This is a genomic window from Litoreibacter janthinus (genome assembly GCF_900111945.1).
GTDB classification, from domain to species: domain Bacteria; phylum Pseudomonadota; class Alphaproteobacteria; order Rhodobacterales; family Rhodobacteraceae; genus Litoreibacter; species Litoreibacter janthinus.
This window is the reverse complement of sequence record NZ_FOYO01000001.1, coordinates 3365442-3387950: the sequence shown is the minus strand read 5'-3', so window position 1 is coordinate 3387950 and position 22509 is coordinate 3365442. Positions and strand designations below refer to the sequence as shown.

Annotated in this window: 23 protein-coding genes; 18 read left to right on the top strand and 5 right to left on the bottom strand. The window is 57.9% G+C overall.

The window, feature by feature from the left end:
- The first annotated feature begins 138 nt into the window (after positions 1–138).
- Together BM352_RS16990 and BM352_RS16985 are read left to right on the top strand one after the other, a co-directional pair.
- On the top strand, positions 139–1194 hold the full coding sequence (locus BM352_RS16990; RefSeq protein WP_090219280.1) for a Hint domain-containing protein: 1056 nt from the start codon (positions 139–141) through the stop codon (positions 1192–1194).
- Between the two features lie 13 nt (positions 1195–1207).
- Positions 1208–1888, top strand: coding sequence for a M50 family metallopeptidase (locus BM352_RS16985; RefSeq protein ID WP_342713613.1), 681 nt, complete (start codon positions 1208–1210; stop codon positions 1886–1888).
- A gap of 141 nt (positions 1889–2029) precedes the next feature.
- On the opposite strand, the gene BM352_RS16980 is transcribed toward BM352_RS16985, so the two are convergent.
- On the bottom strand, positions 2030–2677 hold the full coding sequence (locus tag BM352_RS16980) for a 50S ribosomal protein L25/general stress protein Ctc (protein WP_090219275.1): 648 nt from the start codon (positions 2675–2677) through the stop codon (positions 2030–2032).
- A gap of 150 nt (positions 2678–2827) precedes the next feature.
- On the opposite strand from BM352_RS16980, the gene BM352_RS16975 reads away from it, so the two are divergent.
- Positions 2828–3961, top strand: coding sequence for an MFS transporter (locus tag BM352_RS16975; RefSeq protein ID WP_090219272.1), 1134 nt, complete (start codon positions 2828–2830; stop codon positions 3959–3961).
- Here the strand turns inward: BM352_RS16975 and BM352_RS16970 are convergent.
- Entirely contained in the window at positions 3958–5121 is a 1164-nt protein-coding gene (locus tag BM352_RS16970; protein WP_090219270.1) for an alpha-hydroxy acid oxidase, read from the bottom strand. The genes BM352_RS16975 and BM352_RS16970 overlap by 4 nt on opposite strands.
- 72 nt (positions 5122–5193) lie before the next feature.
- Positions 5194–5985 carry a tryptophan synthase subunit alpha gene (gene trpA / locus BM352_RS16965; RefSeq protein ID WP_090219268.1) on the bottom strand — a complete coding sequence of 264 codons (792 nt, stop codon included), beginning with the start codon at positions 5983–5985 and terminating at the stop codon, positions 5194–5196.
- A gap of 408 nt (positions 5986–6393) precedes the next feature.
- Between trpA and BM352_RS16960 the strand changes: the two genes are divergently transcribed.
- The 8 genes from BM352_RS16960 (at position 6394) to BM352_RS16925 (ending at position 16234) form a co-directional block, all read left to right on the top strand.
- The gene (locus tag BM352_RS16960) at positions 6394–7131 is read left to right on the top strand and encodes a hypothetical protein (protein ID WP_090219266.1); all 738 of its coding nucleotides are present in this window, start codon (positions 6394–6396) and stop codon (positions 7129–7131) included.
- A 1011-nt stretch (positions 7132–8142) separates the two neighbouring features.
- Complete coding sequence (gene rpsD, locus BM352_RS16955; RefSeq protein WP_090219264.1) at positions 8143–8763, top strand: 30S ribosomal protein S4; 621 nt, start codon at positions 8143–8145, stop codon at positions 8761–8763.
- 66 nt (positions 8764–8829) lie between these two features.
- Positions 8830–10245, top strand: a complete 1416-nt coding sequence (locus BM352_RS16950) for a homospermidine synthase (RefSeq protein WP_090219260.1) — start codon at positions 8830–8832, stop codon at positions 10243–10245.
- Positions 10246–10625: 380 nt separating this feature from the next.
- Positions 10626–12593 (top strand): acetate--CoA ligase, encoded by a 1968-nt coding sequence (gene acs / locus BM352_RS16945; RefSeq protein ID WP_090219258.1) that lies wholly within the window; start codon positions 10626–10628, stop codon positions 12591–12593.
- Positions 12593–13279, top strand: a complete 687-nt coding sequence (locus BM352_RS16940) for an adenylate kinase (RefSeq protein WP_090219255.1) — start codon at positions 12593–12595, stop codon at positions 13277–13279. The genes acs and BM352_RS16940 overlap by 1 nt, the downstream gene beginning before the upstream one ends.
- A gap of 343 nt (positions 13280–13622) precedes the next feature.
- The gene (locus BM352_RS16935; protein WP_175500718.1) at positions 13623–14867 is read left to right on the top strand and encodes an MFS transporter; all 1245 of its coding nucleotides are present in this window, start codon (positions 13623–13625) and stop codon (positions 14865–14867) included.
- A 66-nt stretch (positions 14868–14933) separates the two neighbouring features.
- Positions 14934–15803 (top strand): 50S ribosomal protein L11 methyltransferase, encoded by an 870-nt coding sequence (locus BM352_RS16930; protein ID WP_090219253.1) that lies wholly within the window; start codon positions 14934–14936, stop codon positions 15801–15803.
- Between the two features lie 77 nt (positions 15804–15880).
- The gene (locus tag BM352_RS16925) at positions 15881–16234 is read left to right on the top strand and encodes a hypothetical protein (RefSeq protein WP_090219251.1); all 354 of its coding nucleotides are present in this window, start codon (positions 15881–15883) and stop codon (positions 16232–16234) included.
- Between the two features lie 73 nt (positions 16235–16307).
- Here the strand turns inward: BM352_RS16925 and BM352_RS16920 are convergent, their stop codons facing one another.
- Positions 16308–16499: a DUF1127 domain-containing protein gene (locus BM352_RS16920; RefSeq protein WP_090219248.1), complete on the bottom strand. Its 192-nt coding sequence runs from the start codon at positions 16497–16499 to the stop codon at positions 16308–16310.
- 339 nt (positions 16500–16838) lie between these two features.
- Between BM352_RS16920 and ruvC the strand changes: the two genes are divergently transcribed.
- From ruvC to BM352_RS16900, 4 genes are read left to right on the top strand one after another with little or no spacing between them, the layout of a single operon-like run.
- Positions 16839–17345 carry a crossover junction endodeoxyribonuclease RuvC gene (gene ruvC / locus BM352_RS16915; RefSeq protein ID WP_090219244.1) on the top strand — a complete coding sequence of 169 codons (507 nt, stop codon included), beginning with the start codon at positions 16839–16841 and terminating at the stop codon, positions 17343–17345.
- Positions 17342–17995 (top strand): Holliday junction branch migration protein RuvA, encoded by a 654-nt coding sequence (gene ruvA / locus BM352_RS16910; protein ID WP_090219242.1) that lies wholly within the window; start codon positions 17342–17344, stop codon positions 17993–17995. Before ruvC ends, ruvA begins: the two co-directional genes overlap by 4 nt.
- A 52-nt stretch (positions 17996–18047) precedes the next feature.
- The gene (ruvB, locus tag BM352_RS16905) at positions 18048–19070 is read left to right on the top strand and encodes a Holliday junction branch migration DNA helicase RuvB (RefSeq protein ID WP_090219240.1); all 1023 of its coding nucleotides are present in this window, start codon (positions 18048–18050) and stop codon (positions 19068–19070) included.
- Positions 19071–19085: 15 nt separating this feature from the next.
- On the top strand, positions 19086–19718 hold the full coding sequence (locus BM352_RS16900) for a hypothetical protein (RefSeq protein WP_090219237.1): 633 nt from the start codon (positions 19086–19088) through the stop codon (positions 19716–19718).
- On the opposite strand, the gene BM352_RS16895 is transcribed toward BM352_RS16900, so the two are convergent.
- Positions 19715–20698 carry a mechanosensitive ion channel family protein gene (locus tag BM352_RS16895; RefSeq protein WP_090219234.1) on the bottom strand — a complete coding sequence of 328 codons (984 nt, stop codon included), beginning with the start codon at positions 20696–20698 and terminating at the stop codon, positions 19715–19717. The genes BM352_RS16900 and BM352_RS16895 overlap by 4 nt on opposite strands.
- Before the next feature lie 118 nt (positions 20699–20816).
- On the opposite strand from BM352_RS16895, the gene ybgC reads away from it, so the two are divergent.
- The 3 genes from ybgC (at position 20817) to tolR (ending at position 22502) form a co-directional block, all read left to right on the top strand.
- Entirely contained in the window at positions 20817–21215 is a 399-nt protein-coding gene (gene ybgC / locus BM352_RS16890; RefSeq protein WP_090219232.1) for a tol-pal system-associated acyl-CoA thioesterase, read from the top strand.
- Between the two features lie 111 nt (positions 21216–21326).
- Entirely contained in the window at positions 21327–22022 is a 696-nt protein-coding gene (gene tolQ, locus BM352_RS16885) for a protein TolQ (RefSeq protein ID WP_090219229.1), read from the top strand.
- Between the two features lie 3 nt (positions 22023–22025).
- Positions 22026–22502: a protein TolR gene (gene tolR / locus BM352_RS16880; protein WP_090219226.1), complete on the top strand. Its 477-nt coding sequence runs from the start codon at positions 22026–22028 to the stop codon at positions 22500–22502.
- Positions 22503–22509 lie beyond the last annotated feature (7 nt).

Sequence of the window (22509 nt, the reverse complement as noted above, 5' to 3'; positions counted from 1 at the left end):
CAAAAGGGAGTCCTCGCTGCAACAGATGAGCTGCGTGTCTTAATGAATTGTTAACACAAACCTATTCAGACGTGGATTTTCGTGCTACGGCTCAAAAAAAGACGACCAAAAATAAAAAAACTTGAGCAGGTAACGGACATGAAAACGGGCTTCCAAGGCACGTATGTCCTCACGTCAGACCAAATTCAGTTGGATGGGACCGTATCGGCACCCGACCAGCTGCCTCAGACCGGTCAGGTCTGGTCATGGCACGGGGACGCCGTGCGTCTGGACGGGACGCATTCTCCATTGATCCTCACGGACGCAATTGGGCATGATGACATGCGCCGGCGCGTGGCGCGGGTTGTTCAGCGCAAATTCGACCTTCCCGAACATGGCGAAGTGCGCGTGGGCGAGGATGACCAGATCGGCCCAGACGGCTTCGTGTTGTCGGACGGCGAGGTCCAGTTCACTTTGGTACCCATTCGATCGCCCCGTCTTGCAACGGTTTTGTGGTGGTGCGCTGATGGCGTGCCGCTGGCCGGTCGTGACTATCGCGTCACCTCTGTTCCCGGTGCGTCGACTGTGCAGCATCGGTCCACCGATTTTGGCGGCGACGTGATTTGCTTTACGAAAGGCACCCGTATTCGCACCCCTGACGGTGACACTCCGGTGGAGCAACTGTCCTTAGGGGACGTGGTGCAGACCAAAGATGACGGCCCGCAAGAAATCCTTTGGATCGGGCAGCGCCGTATGTCGGGCGCGCGGCTTTATGCGATGCCGGAGCTGCGACCCGTGCGTTTGCGTGCGGCTGCTCTTGATCAAGACGTGCCGGACGAAGACCTTCTTGTCTCCCCGCATCACCGTATCTTGTTCTCTGGCCCCAATGCCCAAGCCCTGTTCAATCAAAGCGAAGTGCTGGTCGCGGCCTCCGATCTCATCAACGACAACACCGTTTTTGTCGATCATGCGGTGAAGGAGGTGACATATATTCACCTGCTTTTGTCGCGCCATCAGGTGCTGTGGGCGAACGGTGTGGCCACCGAAAGCTACCATCCGGCCAACACCACGCTGAAAACGGTGGATGCGTCACAGCGCAGCGGTTTGCTAGAACTCTTCCCGGAACTAAAGCGCGACCTGCATAGCTATGGGCCGTTCGCACGGCGCAACCTGGACCGCTCGGAAGCTGCGATCCTGATGCACGATATAGTGTAGACCTTTGGCCTTTGTGAAAGGCCATTGGCAGTTGTTGGCATTGGTGGCTGTGATCTTCGCCCTTTGGTCTACGCCTGTGATGGTGCCCCTGAAGATTGTCGTTGTCCTGCTGCACGAGCTGTCGCACGGGCTGGCGGCCTTGCTGACTGGCGGCTCCATCGAACAGATCACCATCTCCCCCGAACAGGGCGGTCTGGCGCTTACGCGGGGCGGGTCACGTTTTTTGACTTTGACGGCGGGCTATTTGGGGTCGCTGGTTCTAGGCATGGCGTTGCTGTTCGCGGCGCTGCGCAGCACTGCGGACCGTGCGGTTGTCGCCTTGCTTGGGCTGGGGCTGCTTGTTGTGTCTGCGCTGTATCTGCGGGACCTCTTCGCGCTGGTGTTTTGTGTAGGGCTTGCGGCGGCGCTGCTGGCCGTGGCGCGTTGGCTGGACCATCGTGCGAATGATCTGGTGCTGCGCGTTATCGGGCTAACCTCGATGATATATGTGCCGTTCGACATCTTTTCGGACACTATTGCGCGGTCGCATTTGCAATCAGATGCGTGGATGATGGCAAACGAGTTTGGCGGAGCTACCGTGTTGTGGGGCGGCCTTTGGTTGGTGCTGAGTGTGCTCGCGATTGGCGCAAGCCTGCGCTACGGGCTGGGCGAATCCAGCAACATCGCGTTTGGTAAAACGTCCAGCGACATTTGACCCACCCAACAGAGCCGTATGCCCTTAGCTTTTCGCCGCGGCACTGGCTTGCCTAGGGGATGCGCGTCAAATCCCCAACGAAAAACGCGCGGCCCGTCAAGGCCGCGCGTTCCAAATTGTGTCGCTTGACGCCTGAGAAGATTACTCTTCGGTGGCGGCTTCTGCTTCTGGAGCGTCTTCGCCTTCATCCTCAGACTCGTCGTCGCCAGCGGATTTCAGGCTCGATGGAGCGGAAAGTGTTGCGATAACGAAATCACGGTCGATCGTTGGCTTCGCACCGGCTGGCAGCTTCACGGACGAGATCGTCACGTTTTCGCCGACTTCGGTCTCGGAGACGTCGATGGTGATGCTCTCAGGGATATCACCAGCAGTGACCATCAGCTCAACCTCTGGGCGAACCAGAGTCAGCGTGCCGCCTTTTTTCAGGCCGGGGGAGACGTCTTCGCCCACAACATCAACGTGAATGAACAGGTTGATTTTGGAGGTGCGGCGCAGGCGCATGAAGTCGATGTGGGTCGGCAGATCTTTAACCAGATCGCGTTGCACGTTCCGGCAGATGACGCGAACGTCTTCCTGGCCTTCGATTTTCATGTTCTGCAGCGTTGACATGAAGCGGCCTGCGCGCAGTTGCTTCAGCAGCTTGTTGAACGAGAGCTGGATGGCTTGCGGCTCTTCGCCACCACCATAAACAACTCCTGGCACCATGCCGTTACGGCGTGCTGTGCGAGCGGCCCCCTTGCCCGTCCCCGCACGTGCCTCGACTTCAAGATCAGGGATCTTACCAGCCATGACTATATTCCTTTTTCAAGTTAGAGCGGCTGCCTCCAAGGGTGTCGGGCCGCGTGAAGTGTGCCGTATAGGAGGGAATCGCCTGTTTGAAAAGGGGTTTCGCGTCGTTTTGGATTGCCAGCTGCAAGGGGGCGGACTAGCGATGTCAGGATGTCAGTCTTAAACGCCCTGCGCCTGTCGCATATCCCAGCTTTGGCCTTTGCCATTCTAGGCCTCTACTGGGGCAGTTTTGCGGCCTTTGTTCCCCTGTTGAAAGAACGCGTTGGCGCGGGGGACGCGCTGTTTGGTCTGCTCCTTTTGGGCACGGCCTGTGGGCTGGCGACGACCATGTGGTTCGCCCCGATGGTGGACCGGTGGCTGGGCCGTTGGTCTATGGCGCTGAGCACGTTCGCGCTGTCGGTCGCCTTCTTGCTGCCCGGACTTGTCACGTCGCCGGTTGGCTTCTTTCTGGCGATGTTTGCGTGCGGGCTGGCGTCGGGGCTTACGGACGTCATCATGAACGCCCGCGTGTCCGATCTGGAGGCACAAACCGGGCGGTCTTTGATGAACGCCAATCACGGCTCCTTCTCGCTGGCGTATGCAGGCGGTGCATTCATCACCGGCTTGGCCCGCGAAGCAGCGGTGCAGCCGGCGCTATTATTTGTTGTCCTAGGTGCTTTGGTGCTGCTGGTGCTGGCCCGACTTCGTATGGCGCCGGCGCTGAGCCATGACGATGGTGTGCCAGTCAATTTGCCATGGGGCATTGTCATCCTGTGCGGCGCGGTCGTGCTGATTGCGTTCATGTCCGAAGCCGCCGTGGAGGCGTGGTCGGCCTTGCACGTGGAGCGCACCTTGGGCGGCAGCGCCGCTGAAGGCGCGTTTGGGCCGACGATGTTGGGGCTGACCATGGCGGTGGGCCGCTTTAGCGGGCAGGCCGTTAGCGAACGGTTGAGCGATACAAGCGTGATTTTGTGGGCGACTGCGATGGCGGTGGTCGGGACGGCATTGGTCGTCATCGCCCCTGTGCCAATGGTCGCCTATCTGGGCTTTGGCATTATGGGGCTTGGCGTCTCGGTCATCGGCCCGCTTGGGTTGGCATTGGTGGGGCGCATGGTCCCGCCCGCTTTGCGCACGGTCGCAATTTCGCGCACCGCCGTGCTGGGTTTTCTGGGGTTCTTCGCGGCGCCCGCCATAATGGGTTTCGTGTCGGAAGGCTACGGATTGCGCGCCGCCTTTGGGGCGGTCGCGCTGTTGCTTTTGATACTTGTGCCTCTTGTCTACGCCCTCAGGGCGCGGGGCGCTTAGGCCCAGTCGCCGTAAAAGTCGCGGGGCACCAGAAGGTTGTGCTTGCCGAGATCTTGAACCTTCCGCTCACCGCACAGTGCCATGGTTGTATCCAGCTCTGAGTGGATGACGCGCAAGGCTTCCTCCACCCCGTGCTGGCCCATCGCGCCCAAGCCATAGACAAAGGCGCGCCCGATATAAGTGCCTTTTGCGCCCATCGCGAGTGCTTTCAACACGTCTTGGCCGGACCGGATACCACTGTCGAGATGCACCTCGATCTTGTCTCCCACTGCGTCCATGATCGACGGCAGTGCCTTGATTGAAGACATCGCCCCGTCCAGCTGCCGCCCGCCGTGGTTGGACACAACGATCGCATCTGCCCCGACGTTCAATGCCATCTTCGCGTCGTCGGCATCCAAGATCCCCTTGAGGATCAGTGGCCCGCCCCAAAGCTCCTTGATCTCTTTGACGTAGTCCCAGTCGAGCTTCGGGTCGAAGCTCTCGGCGGCCCAGACAGACAGGGAAGTCATGTCGGTGATCCCGTCGATGTGGCCCACAATGTTGCCGAAGCTATGGCGCTTGGTTTGCAGCATCTGCAAGCCCCACCGCCATTTGGTCGCCAGATCAAGGATCGTGTGCGGCGCCAGCTTGATCGGAACAGAGAGGCCGTTTTTGATATCTTTGTGGCGTTGTCCCAGAATTTGCAGATCCAGCGTTAGCACAAGGGCGGAGCACTTGGCATCTTTGGCGCGCTGGATCGCGCGCTTGGTGAATTCGCGGTCCTTCATGACATAGAGCTGGAACCAGAACGGCGCGGAGGTATTCTCGGCCACATCCTCAAGCGAGCAGACGGACATGGTTGACAAGGTGAAGGGCACGCCAAATTTCTCGGCAGCCTTGGCGGCAAGGATTTCGCCGTCGGCATGCTGCATTCCGGTGGAGCCAACAGGAGCGAGCGCCACGGGCATTGCCACATCTTGGCCGATCATCTGGCTCGCCGTGCTGCGGCCCGTCATATCAACCGCCACGCGTTGACGTAGCTTGATCAGGTCGAAGTCTGACGAGTTCTCGCGGAAGGTCTGCTCGGTCCAGCTGCCGCTTTCGCAATAATCGTAGAACATCTTCGGCGTGCGCCGCTTGTAGAGGCGCTTCAGATCTTCAATTTCAGTGATTCTAGCCATTTCACAGCCCTTACCGTCCAAATTGGTTAGGTCTTGTTACCAATTTGGACGGTTTCGAGTCAATGCGGCGATTTAGGCCCGATGCGCGCCGTCGGCGAGTGACTTCACAAATGCCAGAACGTCAGCCGTGCTTTCGCCGTTTGCAATCTTTTGCACGATGGCGGAGCCAACCACAGTTCCGTCCGCCACGCCGGCGACGGCCTGCGCAGTTGCCGGTGTTTTAACGCCGAAGCCCACGATGATGGGCAAGTCCGTGCTTTCCTTGATCCGCGCGACCTCTGGGGCGACATCGGAGGCACTGGCCTCGGCCGCGCCGGTGATGCCAGTGATTGAGACGTAGTAGACGAAGCCGGAGGTATTCTGCAGCACCTTAGGCAGGCGCTTGGCGTCTGTCGTGGGCGTGGCGAGGCGGATGAAATTCATGCCCGCCGCTTGAGCGGGGATGCACAGCTCTTCGTCTTCTTCTGGTGGCAGGTCGACGATAATCATCCCGTCGATGCCAACGTCCTTGGCCTCTTTCAGAAAACGCTCCACACCGCGCGAATAGATCGGGTTGTAGTATCCCATCATAACAATCGGAGTGGTGTCATCGCCCGCGCGGAAATCGCGCACGAATTGCAGGAACTTTTCCAACGTCATGCCTGCTTCGAGGGCGCGCTGGCCTGCAAGCTGAATGGTCTCACCATCTGCCATCGGGTCGGTAAATGGCATCCCAAGCTCGATAATGTCGACGCCTGCAGCGGGCAAGCCTTTGACGATCTCAAGCGCCCGAGCCTCATCGGGATCGCCCGCCATTACATAGGTCACGAAAGCTTTTTTGCCCTCGGCCTTCAGCCGCGCGAATGTGTCGTCGATGCGTGTCATATGCCGTCCCCTGACTTATAGCTGCAAGGGGTTTGCACCATGATGCAGGGGGAAATCAACGGGCGCAGTGGATTATTCTGCACCTGCCTTGCCCAAGGCCGTAAATTGCTGACGACTTTCGAAACCGCCGTCCGCAGTCGAGTGTGCTGGGCTGTATTCAAACAGGGGGCTTACTTGGGTGCTTTGCAGTCGAAGTGGTAGTTAATTGCAAGGTCCTTTCTTGGCTCAAAAAGACTCCATGAGCGATTGGCAGAGGAGCGTATTTTCTGGCCCTCTAAAATTATGGCTTCATGAATATCACAGCACCAAAGCCTCTTAGAGTTTTGGGAATGCTTAGGGCGGGCAGGGGGCTGATAGGGTTCTTCACCGTGGCAATCACGACTTGGAGGTGAATTTTCAAACAATGATTTGCCAGAACTCAACCTTCCCAATACCATCCTTTCCACTGTCCATGATTTTACGAACATTTTATATGGCTTCCGCTTTTTGGAGTTTGCCCATGCAAAAAATAGTTTTTTCGGGAGGAAGATTTCTATCTCCAGAAAGACAGAGCTTCCAGAAAATACAGAAGCGTTTCCGTTCTCGGACAAGGTGGATGCCCTAAGGTTTTTGCGAAGTGCTAAAAATCAAGGCCGGAATATGCAAGTGTTTCGCAAGGTTCTGCATGCTGAAAGCTATTGCTCTCCACTCTATCAGCTGGATGACCAGCAAGTCCTTAGAGTGTTGTCTGGGCTGATATATGCCCGCCGGATCATTTTGTATGATTTCGAACCGCGCGATATGGCGGAACGGGTGAGCTCTGGCGGTGATTTCTCGGCATTTGTCGAGGCGAAGCCACGGCAGAGAAGGGAGCCGCCTCGCATAGTGCGACAGCGGCGACGCCCCGATCAGATCATGGCGGATATACCCGTTCTTGTCCCTGAAGATATTGCTGATGCGAAGCGGACTTGGATCGAAATACAGTTGATCGGCGAAGATGACATGCCCATTGCCAATGCGAATTACGTCCTGTCCGGCCCCGGCAAGCATATAGTGATACGCGGCACACTCGATAGTGATGGGCTTGCGCGCCACGAAAAACTGATGCCGGGAAACTATCAGGTTAATTTTCCTGAGCTGGATAAAGATGCGTGGGAGGTCGTGTAGCCTACTTTCAGCTCGCTTCGACCCGTCATTTTCTACCAGCTCAGCAGATTATTCCCGTTTCTCGACCTCGCATCGAAAGCGTCTTGGGGCAGCTGTCCCTTACTTTACTTAACACAGCTCTTAAACTCTGATGACCCAGTGGTATTTTTGAAGACCGGCTTGAGTGCCGATTATTTGAGCGGCACAGCATTACGGCAAATAGCCTAGAGATGGTTGGGTTTCACGTCGCAAGTAACTCGATCCAGGTTCCGCCGCACTATTTGATCAACGCGGCTTCACCCGCTTAGCTTAAGGTGAATTTAAATGACGAAATATAAGCTCTCTCCGGGTGACTGGGCCGCCTCCTTGGGCGAAAGATTTGGGCATTTTTGGCAGACTATTTGGGATCACCCCGCAAACTCAGAATTGCGGGAGAAATGCAAAAGTGCGGAAACACTTATGCCAAACCTCGACGTTGAAATCCGGAGTTGAGGGCCAAACATGTTGCCTGCGAGACCGGCAAGCGACATGTGTTTCGCCGCAGAGGCGTTCCGGCGCGGATCGCATTCACCGTTGTTTCACCCGAAGCTAAACCCATCAGCGACAGGCCTTACACGTTGACAGTTGGTCGTCAGGTCTTCGAAGGAAAAACCGACAGCACAGGGCGATTGGAGCACTGGGCGCCGCCGCAAGCGACAGATGGCACGCTAGAGATAGATGTTGGTGACGCCAAACATCCCAATCCCATCGTTTGGAACATGAAAATTGGCCATGCACGCCCCGTGGATTCGATTGAAGGTGCTCCGCGCCACTTGGCTAGGCGCGCGTTTCAGGTGTCTGCCGCGCCACGCCTCGGCGCGAGATGCACTCCGTTTCGGCAACCTGCTAGAAGCCGATTGACTCCCTATATAAGCCGTCTATAAGCGCGATTTCATTGGTGTTGGTGGCCCTCGCAAGAGGATGCCCTGTCGCTGCGGCAAAATCCGCAGAGAGGACAACGCCCTCTTAGAACCTGAAAGAGGAGATCAGCGTATGACTAAACGTACCGCTGCCAAATACAAAATTGACCGCCGGATGGGCGAAAACATCTGGGGTCGTCCAAAATCCCCAGTTAACCGCCGTGAATATGGCCCCGGCCAGCACGGTCAGCGCCGCAAGGGCAAACTGTCGGACTTCGGTCTGCAGCTGCGCGCCAAGCAGAAGTTGAATGGCTACTACGGCGACCTGACCGAGAAACAGTTCAAGCGCACTTACGTTGAAGCTGCTCGTGTTAAAGGCGACACCGGTGAAAACCTGATCGGCCTGCTGGAGCGTCGTCTGGACGCAGTTGTTTACCGCGCCAAGTTCGTGCCGACCGTTTTCGCGGCCCGTCAGTTCGTCAACCACGGCCACGTGACCGTGAACGGCCAACGTGTGAACATCCCTTCCTACCGTGTGAAAGAAGGCGACGTGATCGAAGTTCGTCAGAAGTCCAAGCAAATGGCGCTGGTGATCGAAGCATCGCAACTGCCAGAGCGCGACGTTCCTGACTACCTTGAGGTTGACCACTCCAAAATGATCGCGACCTTCGTGCGCACTCCGGGTCTGGGCGACGTGCCTTACCCAGTCATGATGGAACCTAACCTCGTGATCGAATATTACGCTCAGAACTAAGGTTCTCGTGCCATTCAGTCCCAAAGGCCGCCCCTCGGGGCGGCCTTTTTGCTTTGGAGGAAGATAATGACTTATCCTGTGTATGGTCGCATCGACGGCCCCATCGTGATGATCGGCTTCGGCTCTATCGGCAGAGGCACTTGGCCTTTGATTGAGCGGCATTTCGAGTATGACGCCGACAAGTTTGTGGTGATCGAGCCGAATTCGGACAATCACAACTTCCTCAAGCAACACAATATCCGCTTCGTGTCTGAGTCCGTGACCCGCGACAACTACCGCGACCTGCTGGGCGGTTTGCTGGAGCAGGGCAAAGGCTTTGTGGTGAACCTATCGGTGGACACGTCCTCGCTGGATCTGATGAAGTTCTGCCGCGAGATGGAGGTGCCGTATATAGACACCGTGGTGGAGCCGTGGGACGGGTTCTATTTCGAGACGGAAAGCAACGCGGACCGGACGAATTACGCGCTTCGCCAGAAAGTGCGTGACGAAAAGGCGGCGAACCCCGGCGGCTCCACAGCGGTGTCGTGCTGCGGGGCCAATCCGGGCATGGTCAGCTGGTTTGTCAAAGAGGCACTGCTGACCTTGGCCAAGGACACCGGCGCCGATGCAACCGCGCCCACCAGCCGCGACGGTTGGGGCAAGCTGATGCAGGGGCTCGGGGTCAAAGGCGTGCATATTGCCGAGCGCGACACGCAGGCACGTCGTCTGCCCCGTCCGCGCAACGTATTTGTGAACACATGGTCCGTAGAGGGATTCATCGCCGAAGGCTTCCAGCCCGCCGAGTTGGGTTGGGGCACCCATGAGACTTGGTTCCCAGAGAACGCACATCGTTACGACGTTGGCTGCCAGTCGGCAATCTGGCTGGAGCGCCCGGGCGCAATTACCCGCGTGCACACATGGTGTCCGACACCCGGCCCGCAGTTCGGCTATCTCGTGACCCATAACGAGGCGGTGTCGATTTCGGACTACTACACCGTTGGTTCGGCGGGTGCGCCTGAATACCGCCCGACCTGCCATTACGCCTACCACCCGTGTGACGATGCGGTGCTGTCGCTACACGAGATGTTCGGCTCTGGTCGCCAGCAGGTGGAGCATGAAATTCTCGATGTGGACGAAATCGTAGAGGGTATCGATGAGTTGGGCGTGCTGCTGTACGGGCACGAAAAGAACGCGCTTTGGTTCGGCTCGCGCCTATCCAATGCCGAGACCCGCAAGCTTGCGCCGTATCAGAATGCCACGGGATTGCAGGTAACGTCGGCCGTTCTGGCTGGGATGGTTTGGGCGCTTGAGAACCCGAATGCCGGTATTGTCGAAACAGACGAGATGGATCATGCGCGGTGCCTTGAGGTGCAGCGTCCTTATCTGGGACCTGTTGAGGCGCATTACACCGACTGGACGCCGTTGCAGGACCGGTGGCAGCATTTTCCTGAAGACATCGACGAGAGCGACCCTTGGCAATTCCGCAACGTGCTTGCGAGTTGAGAATCGCAGGCCGTCCGTTTTTCGGGTGGCCTGACTGCCGCAAGGGCAGCCTGCGCCAACCTGCCGCGCGACGTTGGTCTGATATGATTGCTGGCACGGCTGGGAATCGCCTTTTTCGGCGTGCGCCTGCCCCCTCCGCCGCGCTGCGGCAACTGTATGAGGCGGCACATAATTTACAAAATTTACTGCTTTCTTCACTGCCTGCCGGTGGCTGAGAAAAACAAATTTACAAAATTATCTTTCAATACCCGTTGCTTGGCGGCAATTATAAAATCTGCGTGCTATAAGCAGCGGTGAGGGAGTGATATCTTAAGTGATTGGACGCGTGGCATGGATGCCGTTGCGTCAAGCTCCCTGCACAGAGTTTGCGGAGGACACCCATGACGACCCCATCCAATCCAGATACGACTTATGCCCCAGACCCGGCCTTCGCTAAGAAAGCCCACGTGGATGCGGCAGGCTACGAAAAAATGTATGCGGCCTCGATGGCTGACCCGGATGCCTTCTGGGCAGAGCAGGGCAAGCGACTGGACTGGATCAAGCCGTTCACCAAAGTCTCCGATGTCGATTTCACCCTCGGCAATGTCCACATCAACTGGTTTGCGGACGGCACACTGAACGTTGCTGCCAATTGCATCGACCGCCATCTGGCAACGCGCGGTGACCAGACCGCGATTATCTGGGAGCCGGATGATCCGAAGGACGACGCCAAGCACATCACCTATAAGCAGCTGCACAAGTCGGTCTGCAAAATGGCCAACGTGCTGGAAAGTCTTGGCGTTCGCAAAGGCGACCGCGTTGTAATTTACCTGCCGATGATCCCTGAGGCCGCTTACGCCATGCTGGCCTGCGCCCGCATTGGTGCGATCCACTCCATCGTGTTCGCGGGCTTCTCGCCGGATGCATTGGGGGCACGGATTAATGGCTGTGACGCCAAGGTTGTGATTACCGCTGACGAGGCCCCGCGTGGCGGCCGCAAGACTGCGCTGAAATCGAACACCGACCAAGCGCTGCTGCACTGCAAAGACAGCGTGAAATGTCTCGTCGTAAAGCGCACCGGTGGCCAGACCACGTGGACCGACCGCGATTACGACTACAACGAGATGGCGATGGAGGCGGATGACTCGTCCCACCCTGCCGAGATGAACGCCGAGGACCCGTTGTTCATCCTGTATACGTCGGGCTCTACCGGCCAACCAAAGGGTGTTGTTCACACCTCTGGTGGCTATCTGACCTACGCGGCAATGACGCAAGAAATCGTTTTCGATTACCACGAAGGCGACATCTTCTGGTGCACCGCAGATGTGGGCTGGGTCACGGGCCACAGCTACATCGTCTATGGCCCGTTGGCCAACGGTGCGACGACCATCATGTTTGAGGGCGTGCCAACCTTCCCCGATGCCGGACGGTTCTGGGAAGTGTGCGAGAAGCACAAGGTTAACCAGTTCTACACCGCGCCGACCGCACTTCGCGCGTTGATGGGGCAGGGCGACAGCTTTGTTGAAAAATATGACCTGAGCGACTTGAAAGTGCTGGGCACCGTGGGCGAGCCGATCAATCCAGAGGCGTGGACTTGGTACTATAACGTTATCGGCAAAGGCAAAGTCCCGATCGTCGATACGTGGTGGCAAACCGAGACCGGTGGCCACCTGATGACCCCTCTGCCAGGTGCGACCAACCTGAAACCGGGCTCTGCACAGCAGCCGTTCTTCGGGATCAAGCCGCTTGTGCTGGATCCGCAATCGGCTGAAGTGATCGAGGGCAATGACGTGGACGGAGTGCTAGTGATTGCCAACTCGTGGCCAGGCCAGATGCGCACCGTTTGGGGCGATCATGAGCGGTTCGAGAAGACCTATTTCAGCGACTACCCCGGCTACTACTTCACCGGTGACGGTTGTAAGCGCGATGCAGACGGCGACTACTGGATTACTGGCCGCGTGGATGACGTGATCAACGTCTCCGGTCACCGCATGGGGACCGCCGAAGTCGAAAGCGCGCTTGTGGCGCATGCTCAAGTGGCCGAGGCCGCCGTGGTGGGCTACCCGCATGACATCAAAGGCCAAGGCATCTATGCCTACGTGACCTTGATGAACGGCGTGGAGGCAACCGAGGAGTTGCGCAAAGAGCTGGAGAAATGGGTTCGTACCGAGATTGGCCCGATTGCCAAGCCGGATCTGATTCAGTGGTCACCGGGCCTGCCGAAGACACGTTCGGGCAAGATCATGCGCCGCATTTTGCGCAAGATCGCAGAGGATGATTTTGGTGCGTTGGGCGACACCTCCACTTTGGCAGAACCCGCCGTGGTGGATGACCTTATTGCCAACCGCATGAACCGAAAGGACGCGTAATGGACGGAACCAAGACCGCCGTGACCTCGCCTGTTCTGATCTTGCTCGGGCCTCCGGGTGCGGGCAAGGGCACCCAAGCGCGTATGCTGGAAGAAGGTTTCGGGCTTGTGCAGCTGTCGACGGGTGACCTGCTGCGCGCTGCCGTGGCCGCAGGAACTGACGCGGGCAAGCAAGCCAAAAGTGTCATGGAAGCCGGTGGGCTGGTCAGCGACGACATTGTGCTGGCCATTCTAAAGGACCGTCTGGCAGAGCCTGACTGCGCCAAAGGCGTGATCCTAGATGGCTTCCCGCGCACGACGGTGCAGGCAGAGGCACTTGATGATCTGCTGGAGGCTACCGGCCAGCGCATCAATGCAGCGATTTCGCTGGATGTGGACGACGCCGAAATGGTCACGCGCATCGCCGGCCGCTTCACCTGCAAAGGCTGCGGTGAAGGGTATCACGACAGCTTCAAAGCTCCAGCCGTTGCGGAGACCTGTGACAAGTGTGGCTCCACCGAAATGGTGCGCCGTGCGGATGACAACGCCGAAACCGTGGCGTCCCGATTGGAAGCATACCATGCACAAACCGCGCCGCTGATCGATTATTACGACGGGCAGGGCGCTTTGGTGCGTGTGGACGCGATGGGCGATATCGGTGCTATTTCGTCAGAGCTTGGCGCAATCGTCAGCCGCGTATCGGCCTGAGCCTGATCCCGCCGAAGCGCGGGGCGATCGAACATGAAGGGCGCGCTTGGGTGCGCCCTTTGCTACGTTCGGGCCGTTCTTCCTGTTCAAGGTCATTGCCCGATGAGAAGTGGCCGCGTCAGATTTCAAAGCCAATTTCCTCCTGATCAACCAACCCGACGGTTGTATTGCCGACGAGGAGGCTTGGCGTGAAGCAGGGGTGCAGGCGCTGTTGGTTGGGGTGGTCGACGCCGATTGCTATGCCAGTGACCGCACGAGAAGAGGTTGAGGTGGTGTAGTAGCGGCGCCAATCGTGCCCACGATTTTGCTCGCCAAGGCCGCGGGACGGGCGTAAGTCTTCACCATGTTCGGGGATAGCATCAGACGCATGGATTTGGACGAGGCGAAGGCGTTGCCCTTCGTGCGCCAGCCGGTGTTCTTGCTGTTCCTCATGGCGCTTGCCATGCCAATTGCCTTCGCCACGTGGTCTGCGTTGCTCAATAACTTCGTGATCGAGGTTGCCGGGTTCACCGGTGTCGAAATCGGCTGGCTTCATACCGTGCGCGAGATACCGGGGTTCCTTGCCATCGGTGTGATCTTCTTGATCATTTTTGTGCGCGAACAGGTGCTTGGGCTGATTTCATTGATCTTGCTTGGTCTGGCCACGGCCATGACTGCCTACTTTCCGCAGTTCGGTGGCATTTTGATGCTGACGCTGCTGTCGTCCATCGGCTTCCACTATTACGAGACGGTGAACCAGTCTTTGCAGTTGCAATGGATCGAAAAGGCCAAAGCCCCGCAGACTTTGGGTTGGCTGACCGCTGCGGGCAGTTTCGCGTCGCTGATCGCCTACGGGCTCTTGGTGCTGACGTGGAAAACTTTCGATCTGAGCTATGAGGTCGTGTACCTGATTGCCGGTGGAGTCACCGTGCTGATTGCGGGCTTCTGCCTGATCTACTTTCCGCAGTTCGAAACGCCAAATCCCCAGAACAAGACCATGGTCCTGCGCAAGCGGTACTGGCTCTATTATGCGCTGCAATTCGTTTCGGGCGCGCGGCGTCAGATTTTCGTGGTTTTTGCGGCGTTCATGATGGTCGAGCGGTTCGGATTTGAGGTGCATGAAGTGACGGCACTGTTCCTGATCAACTACGTTGCCAACATGATCTTTGCCCCGCTGATCGGGCGCGCGATTGGCGTCTATGGCGAGCGCAATATGCTGATATTCGAGTATGTCGGCCTGACAATCGTGTTCCTCGCCTATGGCGGGATTTACTATTTTGGCTGGGGCGTTGTTTTGGCGGCCTCTTTGTATGTGGTGAACCATCTGTTCTTCTCGATGGCGTTTGCGTTGAAAACCTATTTCCAGAAGATCGCTGATCCTGCAGATATCGCCCCGACGGCTGCGGTGGCCTTTACGATCAACCACATCGCCGCCGTCTTCCTGCCGGTTGTGCTGGGCTACATGTGGATCAATTCGCCCGCATCGGTGTTTATCGCGGCGGCCTGCATGGCGATTTCGTCTTTGCTTCTGTCGCTGCTGATCCCGCGGCACCCAGAGCCTGGGCACGAGACGATATTTGCCCGCCCGGAGGCAGCACCCGCCGAGTGAGCCTGCTAGGGGTTGCGTCAGCGCTGGCTGCGGCCTAATCGGACGGCAACACGAAGGAGCCACCTGATGCCGACATATACCGCTTTGACCACCCTTATGGGGGAACCTGCCGCTCAAGCCTTGGGCGAGGCTCTGGAGGCGCTGGATCCGGCGCCGACTGGCGTGGGTGTGTTCGAGGTGGAAGACGGCTCGGGCCTATGGGAAGTGGGCGGCTATTTTCTGGACCAGCCCAACGACATCGAACTGGCGCTTTTGACTGCGGCGCATGGAGCAAAGCCGTTTGTGGTGTCGGAAATCCCCGAGACGGACTGGGTGGCTCATGTGCGCCGCGAGCTTGCGCCAGTCGAAGCGGGCCGGTTCTTCGTCTACGGAGCCCACGACGCTGACAAGGTGCCCGCAGACAAAGTCGCGCTGTTGATTGAGGCCGCAATGGCCTTCGGGACGGGCCACCACGGCACCACACAGGGCTGTCTTTTGTCTTTGGAAGATTACGTTGCTGAGGGCCGGAAAGCGACGAATGTCATCGATGTAGGGTGCGGAACTGCGGTCTTGGCGATGGCTGCAGCTGCCGTTTGGGACCAAGCGGTCATCGCGTCGGACATTGATCCGGTTGCGGTTGAGGTCGCGGAAGTGAATGCCGAGGCCAACGGGATGGCCGACAAGATCACATGCCTTGAGGCCATCGGTTTCGGGCATGAACAGATCACGGCCAAAGCGCCGTTCGACCTGATTTTTGCCAACATTCTCAAAGGGCCACTGATTGATTTGGCCCCCGATATGGCTGCGAATTGTGTTGAAGGTGGCACTATTATTCTGTCCGGATTACTCATTGATCAGGCGGCAGAAGTGCAGGCCGTTTACGAAGCCGCAGGCTTTGAGGTGTCGCAAAGACGTGACATTGGGGAATGGTCTGCGCTGCGAATGTATAAGAAATAGTATTTTTCGTAGGTATTTTACCACTAACCTGTTAGCCAAGTTGTAAATGTGCAAATCATAAGCACTGGGAACAGGTTTTGGCAGACGTTAATAAAGACCGCTTCATAGAGCGGTTAAATGCGATTCAGCAAAAAAGCGACCCCAACAAGAAGGTCGTTCGCAAGGTCAACAAAGATGGCCTTGTCGTCGAGGTTGTGAAGCCCCGCCGCAAGAAACTTGTCCCTGTCAAAAGCATCCTCACCGCAGCCCTCATTTTCGTTATGCTTAAGGGCTTCGTTTTTGCCCAGCTGGGGGACGAAGAGTATTCAAGCCGCATTGATACGCTCAAAAAGGGCCAAAGTGTGCAGGTGTTCGCGGCGTTTCTTCTGGACGCCGACCCCGCGACCCTCGCCATGGCGCGCGGTTTGGATGCGATCCTTCGCGGCAAATAATAATTGAATAGTCCACAAAGAAAAAGCCACCCCAAGGGTGGCTTTTGATCTTTAGCGGCGACGTCTGATTGGCTCAGACGTTGTAGATATCGCCACGGCTCAGCCCGATATCGTCCAGCTCGCGGGAGGTCAGGCAAGACAGTGCATTGCGTGTGACGCGACGGTCATTCCATGCCACTACGGCACCGATCAGGGAAGCGAAGACGCCACGAGCGTCGGCGCGGACGCCTTCGTTCAGCGAGCGGGAGGTTTCAAATACAGCCATACGAGTCGTCCTTTTGTTTTGTGCTCATATCTTGAGCAATGTGTGTGTCTGAGCGGCATCTAGGGTGCCAATCGCCATGCCACAAGAAAATTTTTTGCATGGCACCTATGCGCTTTCAGCATATGTCTTAGCGTCACCTAAAGCCCTTATAAATATGGCGGAATCTGGACCTCAGTTCTGTCGTAAATGACGCTCCGGATGACGATTTTGACCGACAAATGAGCCTGCCGCTACGGAACTTGGTTTCCGGCGCCACAACGCCCCCTGCACAGGCCATCTTGGCAAATGTTCGCGTTTCGTGCTACTTGTGGCTCAAGAACAACAAAAAATGAGCAGGCCATGCGCGTCATAGGGATTGATCCGGGGTTGAGAAACCTTGGATGGGGAGTGATCGACACAGATGGTGTGCGCATCTCCCATGTTGCCAATGGCACCTGCCATTCGACGGGAACAGAGTTGGCCGCGCGACTTCTTAGCTTACATGTCCAACTGACTGAAATTGTCACCCGATACGCGCCTGACACGGCGGGGGTGGAGCAAACATTCGTTAACAAGGATGGGGCGGGCACGTTGAAGCTCGGCCAAGCGCGCGGGATCGCGATGCTGGTTCCGGCGCAGGCTGGGTTGAGTATTGGCGAGTATGCCCCGAACAAAATCAAGAAGACTGTCGTCGGAGTTGGTCACGCCGACAAAACTCAGGTGGCGCATATGGTGAAGATGCAATTGCCCGGCGTGGTAATAACTGGGCCGGATGCCGCAGACGCTTTGGCGATTGCGTTGTGTCATGCGTTTCATGCGCGGGCGGGCAACACGCTCAGCGCAGCATTGGCGAGGGCAGGGGCATGATTGGAAAATTGTCAGGCCGGTTGGACTACCGGGCGTCGGATCACATCCTGATCGACGTCGGCGGCGTGGGCTACGTGGTTTACTGTTCCGAACGGACGATGGCGGTGTTGCCCGGCCCTGGAGAAGCCGTTTCGCTTTTCACCGAGCTATTGGTGCGCGAAGACCTGCTGCAGCTCTTCGGGTTCACCTCGCTGGTGGAAAAGGAATGGCACAGATTGCTGATGACTGTGCAAGGGGTCGGTGCCAAGGCATCGATGGCGATCTTGTCGACCTTGGGGCCTGATGGCGTGTCGCGCGCTGTGACCTTGGGGGACTGGAATGCGATCAAAGCCGCCAAGGGGATCGGTCCCAAGACCGCGCAAAAGGTTGTGCTGGAGTTGAAAGACAAAGCCCCCAATGTGATGGCGATGGGGGGCAGCTTGGCCGCTGCGCAAGGCAATGTGGTGAAAGCCACAAGCGAAGATGATGTGCTGGAGCCGATCTCAGCGCCAACTGCTTCGGCACAGGCGGAGGCGCTCTCGGCCTTGGTTAACCTAGGTTACGGCCATGGCGATGCGGCAGGCGCGGTTGCGCAAGCTGCAGGCGAAGGTGCGGCGGAGACGCCTGCACTAATCCGCGCGGCGTTGAAGCTGCTGGCCCCGAAGGATTAGAGCGTGAACCTTCCTCTGGAAGATCATTCCCCCCTGCGGCATAGAGATAATCATGAGCGAACCTGACCCAACCTTGCGCCCGGAGCGGCGGCCTGAAGACGCGGACCGTGCGTTGCGCCCGCAAGGGCTGGATGAATTCATCGGGCAAGCTGAGGCGCGCGCGAACCTGCGCGTGTTCATCGAAAGCGCAAAGACACGCGGCGAGGCGATGGATCACACACTTTTCCACGGCCCGCCCGGCTTGGGCAAAACCACGCTCGCTCAGATCATGGCGCGTGAGTTAGGGGTAAACTTTCGCATGACCTCTGGGCCGGTGCTGGCCAAAGCGGGTGATTTGGCGGCGATCCTGACCAATCTTGAAGCCCGCGACGTGTTGTTCATCGACGAAATCCACCGGCTCAACCCGGTGGTGGAAGAGGTACTTTACCCCGCACTGGAAGACTTCGAGCTGGATCTGGTGATTGGCGAGGGGCCTGCCGCGCGGACCGTTCGCATTGAGTTGCAACCGTTCACGCTCGTGGGGGCTACCACGCGGCTCGGGCTGCTGACGACGCCCTTGCGTGACAGGTTCGGAATACCGACACGGCTTCAGTTCTACACCGAAAGCGAATTGCACGAGATTGTCCGGCGCGGTGCGCGCTTGCTGGGCGTTCCGACCGAAGATGACGGGGCGCTGGAAATTGCCCGGCGTGCCCGTGGCACACCGCGCATAGCGGGCCGTTTGCTGCGGCGCGTTGTGGATTTTGCCGTGGTCGAAGGCGGTGGCAAGATCACCCGCGCATTGGCGGACAGCGCTTTAACGCGGCTGGGCGTGGATCACCTGGGCCTCGATGGCGCTGATAGGCGATATCTGCGGCTGATTGCGGAGAATTATCAAGGCGGGCCGGTTGGCATCGAGACCATGTCCGCCGCTTTGTCCGAAAGCCGTGATTCTTTGGAAGAGGTCATTGAGCCGTTCCTGCTGCAACAAGGGCTGATCCAGCGTACTCCGCGCGGGCGGATGCTTGCGCAAAAAGCATGGACGCATCTGGGGCTGGCTGCGCCGAAAGGGCGGACCGACTTGTTTGAGAGCTGAGTTTGGATTTTCGAGATGTCTGACATAATTGAGACTGTGACGCGCTATTTCACCCGCGCAGACGGAAGCTACCTGTTTGCCCGCTGGGGCCGCCCGATTGCGCCTGTGGCGTTTGGCGTTGAGGAAAGCACTGTGGCGATCCTCAAGGGCGCGATTGAGGCTGTCTGCCAACTGGCTGGCCACGAGATGGCAGAGACGGACCCAGAGCTTGGCTCCAACTTCATGGTGTTTTTCCTGCGCGATTGGCAGGAACTTATAGAGACACCCAATCTGGACCGGATGATCCCCGAACTTGGCGCTTTGGTTGAGCGCCTGAAAGCGGCTGACGCCAACCAATACCGCCTGTTCCGCTTCGAGCCGGATGGCGGGATCAAGGCGTGCTTTGTGTTTATCCGCATGGATGATGCCATGGCAGAGCTTCCGGCAGAGACCATTTGTCTGGGCCAAGTTGTGCAATCCATCGTGCTTTGGTCGGATCAGGCGTTCGTGGGATCATCGCCCTTGGCTTTGACCGGCAAAGATGTAGCAATCCTCAAGCCCGAGATCGCGTCAGTCATCCGCGCGGCCTATGATCGGGTTATGCCAGTCTCGGCGGATGATCCGTCCCACGCCCTTCGTCTGGCCGCGCGCTTGCAAGCCCAGCATTAGGACGCCGACTTGTCGCAGACCGCGTCGGCTACGCGGCGCGGCTTGGGATCCCCGTCGGACGAGGTGGGCCAGCCTTCACGCTGACGTGCACGGTCGCCGTCATGTTCGTCTGTTTGGTCATGCCAAAGCTGCACATGCGTCGGGTACGGCATGTCGATCGCGGCCTCATCCAGAGCCTTGTAGACTGCCTGAAGAACGTCACCTTTGACGTGGATGACTGTGGCGCGGTCGGCTTTGGTCCACCACCGCAGTCGGACAATGTTGGCGAAATCACCGAGTTCCACCGGAATGGTCTCTGGTGCGGGGTCATCCAGTACGCCGTCCACCTTCGCGCATGTCTCTTTCATGATTTTGCGGGCCTTGTCCCAGTCATCGTTGCAGCCGATACCGATATCGTATTGCGACCGGCGGGTATCGAAGGCGGTGTTGACGATGACGCTGTCCGTATAAATGTCGGCATTGGGGATGACGACGCGACGCCCGTCATAGGTCTTGATCAGCGTGGCGCGTGTTTCAATTTTTTCCACCGTCCCCTCGTGTCCGCCCGAGACGATCTGGTCACCGACCTCAAACGGCTGTCGGAGCAGGATCAGAATTCCGGCGAGCATGTTCTGAAGGATGTCTTTGAACGCAAAGCCGATCGCAACCGATCCAACCCCCAAACCAGCAATGAGGTCTGCTGGCTTGATGGATGGTGCTACGATCGTGATCGCAAGCATGACGCCCAGAATGATCACGGCCCACTTCACGAGGCTGCTGGCCACTTCGGCAAGGCTTGGACGGTCTCGCCGGTTCGCTGAACGGTGGATGAGGGCGGCGAGCCCTTTGGCTACGAGCCAGAAAATCACGATGACGACCAGCGCCACGCCGATGTTTGGGAGCAGCCTGAAGAAGCCGTCGAGCCACGCATCAATCTTGTCGAAGATAAGTTCCGGTTCGGCGTCTATCTGCTCGGCGATGCCAGTTTCTTCGTTTTCCATCGCGGGACTCCTTTAGCGAACCTTTCATCTAAACGCGCCAACACGGTGAGGGTTCCCAGCATAGTGAGGTCACAATGCCGGGTTGCGCGTCGGAAGGGTGCGTGATTTGGTTGCTTACATGAGCAGCCCGCACATCTTTTCATGCCGTATTTACTACGAAGATACCGACCTTGCGGGGATCGTGTATTACGCCAACTACTTGAAATTCATTGAGCGCGCCCGAAGCGAATGGGTGCGCGAGATTGGCGTCGATCAGGTTGCGCTGAAAGCAGAGCAGGGTATCGTCTTTGCTGTGCGTCGTGTCGAGGCGGACTACCTGTCGCCTGCCAAGTTTGACGATGTGATCGCAGTTGAAACGCGGGTGCAGGACATCTCGGCGGCACGGATCACGCTCACGCAAGATGTCAGTCGGGGCGGGGTGGCGCTGTTCAGGGCGGTTGTCACGCTTGTTTGCCTTGGCGCGGATGGTCGTCCGACACGCCTTCCGGCGGATATTCGCCAACTGATGCAACGGTAACAAGAAATTTTATGCCCTTGTCGCGTGGAATGTAGCAATGCAGTTCTGTTGCGGCTATTCTACGGTCAATCAAGCCGCACAAAGCGGTAAAAAACAAGGCGAGCGGGTTTTATGGAAGCTGAGGCAATCGGCCTAGCCAGCGACGTGGACTTTTCAGTCACGGCGCTTTTTTGGCGGGCAACACCAACTGTTAAAATAGTCATGCTGATGCTGATCGGGGCCTCGTTCTGGGGCTGGGCGATCATCGTGCAGAAATTCATCAACTTCCGTGCTGCGCGGCGCGAGGCCGAGGCGTTTGACCGCGCCTTTTGGTCCGGCGAGCCGCTGGACGAGCTGTTTGACAAAGTGGGCGCCGAACCTGATGGCGCGGCACATAAGATTTTTGCGGCGGGAATGAGCGAATGGCGCAGGTCGCACCGCGAGGACGGGCAGCTGATTGCAGGGGCCACCGCTCGCATCGACAGGTCTATGGATGTCGCCATTTCCAAGCAGGAAGAGAAGCTGAACTACGGTCTTGGCTTCTTGGCCACCACTGGCGCGACGGCCCCGTTTATTGGATTGTTCGGTACGGTTTGGGGCATCAAGCACGCCTTTGAAGAGATCGCAATTTCGCAAAGCACCAACCTTGCCGTTGTGGCACCAGGTATTGCTGAGGCGCTGGTTGCCACCGCATTGGGCCTGCTTGCAGCTATTCCGGCTGTTATCTTCTACAACAAGCTAAGCGCTGACTCCGACCGCATCATGTCGGGCTATGAAGCGTTCGCGGACGAATTCACCACCATTCTTTCGCGCCAACTGGACGCCTGAGCCATGGGAGCGGGTGTTCAGCAAGGCGCGTCTTCGGGCGGGCGCAGGGGCAGGCGGCGTAAAGGCGGCTCCAAGCCGATGTCAGAGATCAACATCACGCCCTTCGTGGACGTTATGCTGGTGCTGCTGATCATCTTCATGGTTGCGGCCCCGTTGCTGACCGTGGGGGTGCCGGTGGAACTGCCGAAAACCGCCGCATCGGCGTTGCCGACCGAGCAGGAAGAGCCGCTGACGATAACCATCGAAGCAGACGGGCAATTGTCGATCCAGAACACCGAGATTGAAGACGAAGCGCTGATTGGCCGCTTGCGCGCCATCGCGGCGGAGCGGAGCAACGACAAAGTGTTTTTGCGGGCTGACGGCTCCATCCCTTACGAGCGTGTTGTGCAAGTCATGGGCGCGCTGAACAAAGGTGGCTTCTCCAATATTGGTTTGGTGACAGACACCGGCGGCCCTTCGCTTGACGGGCAGGGCGGGTAGCGCGCGC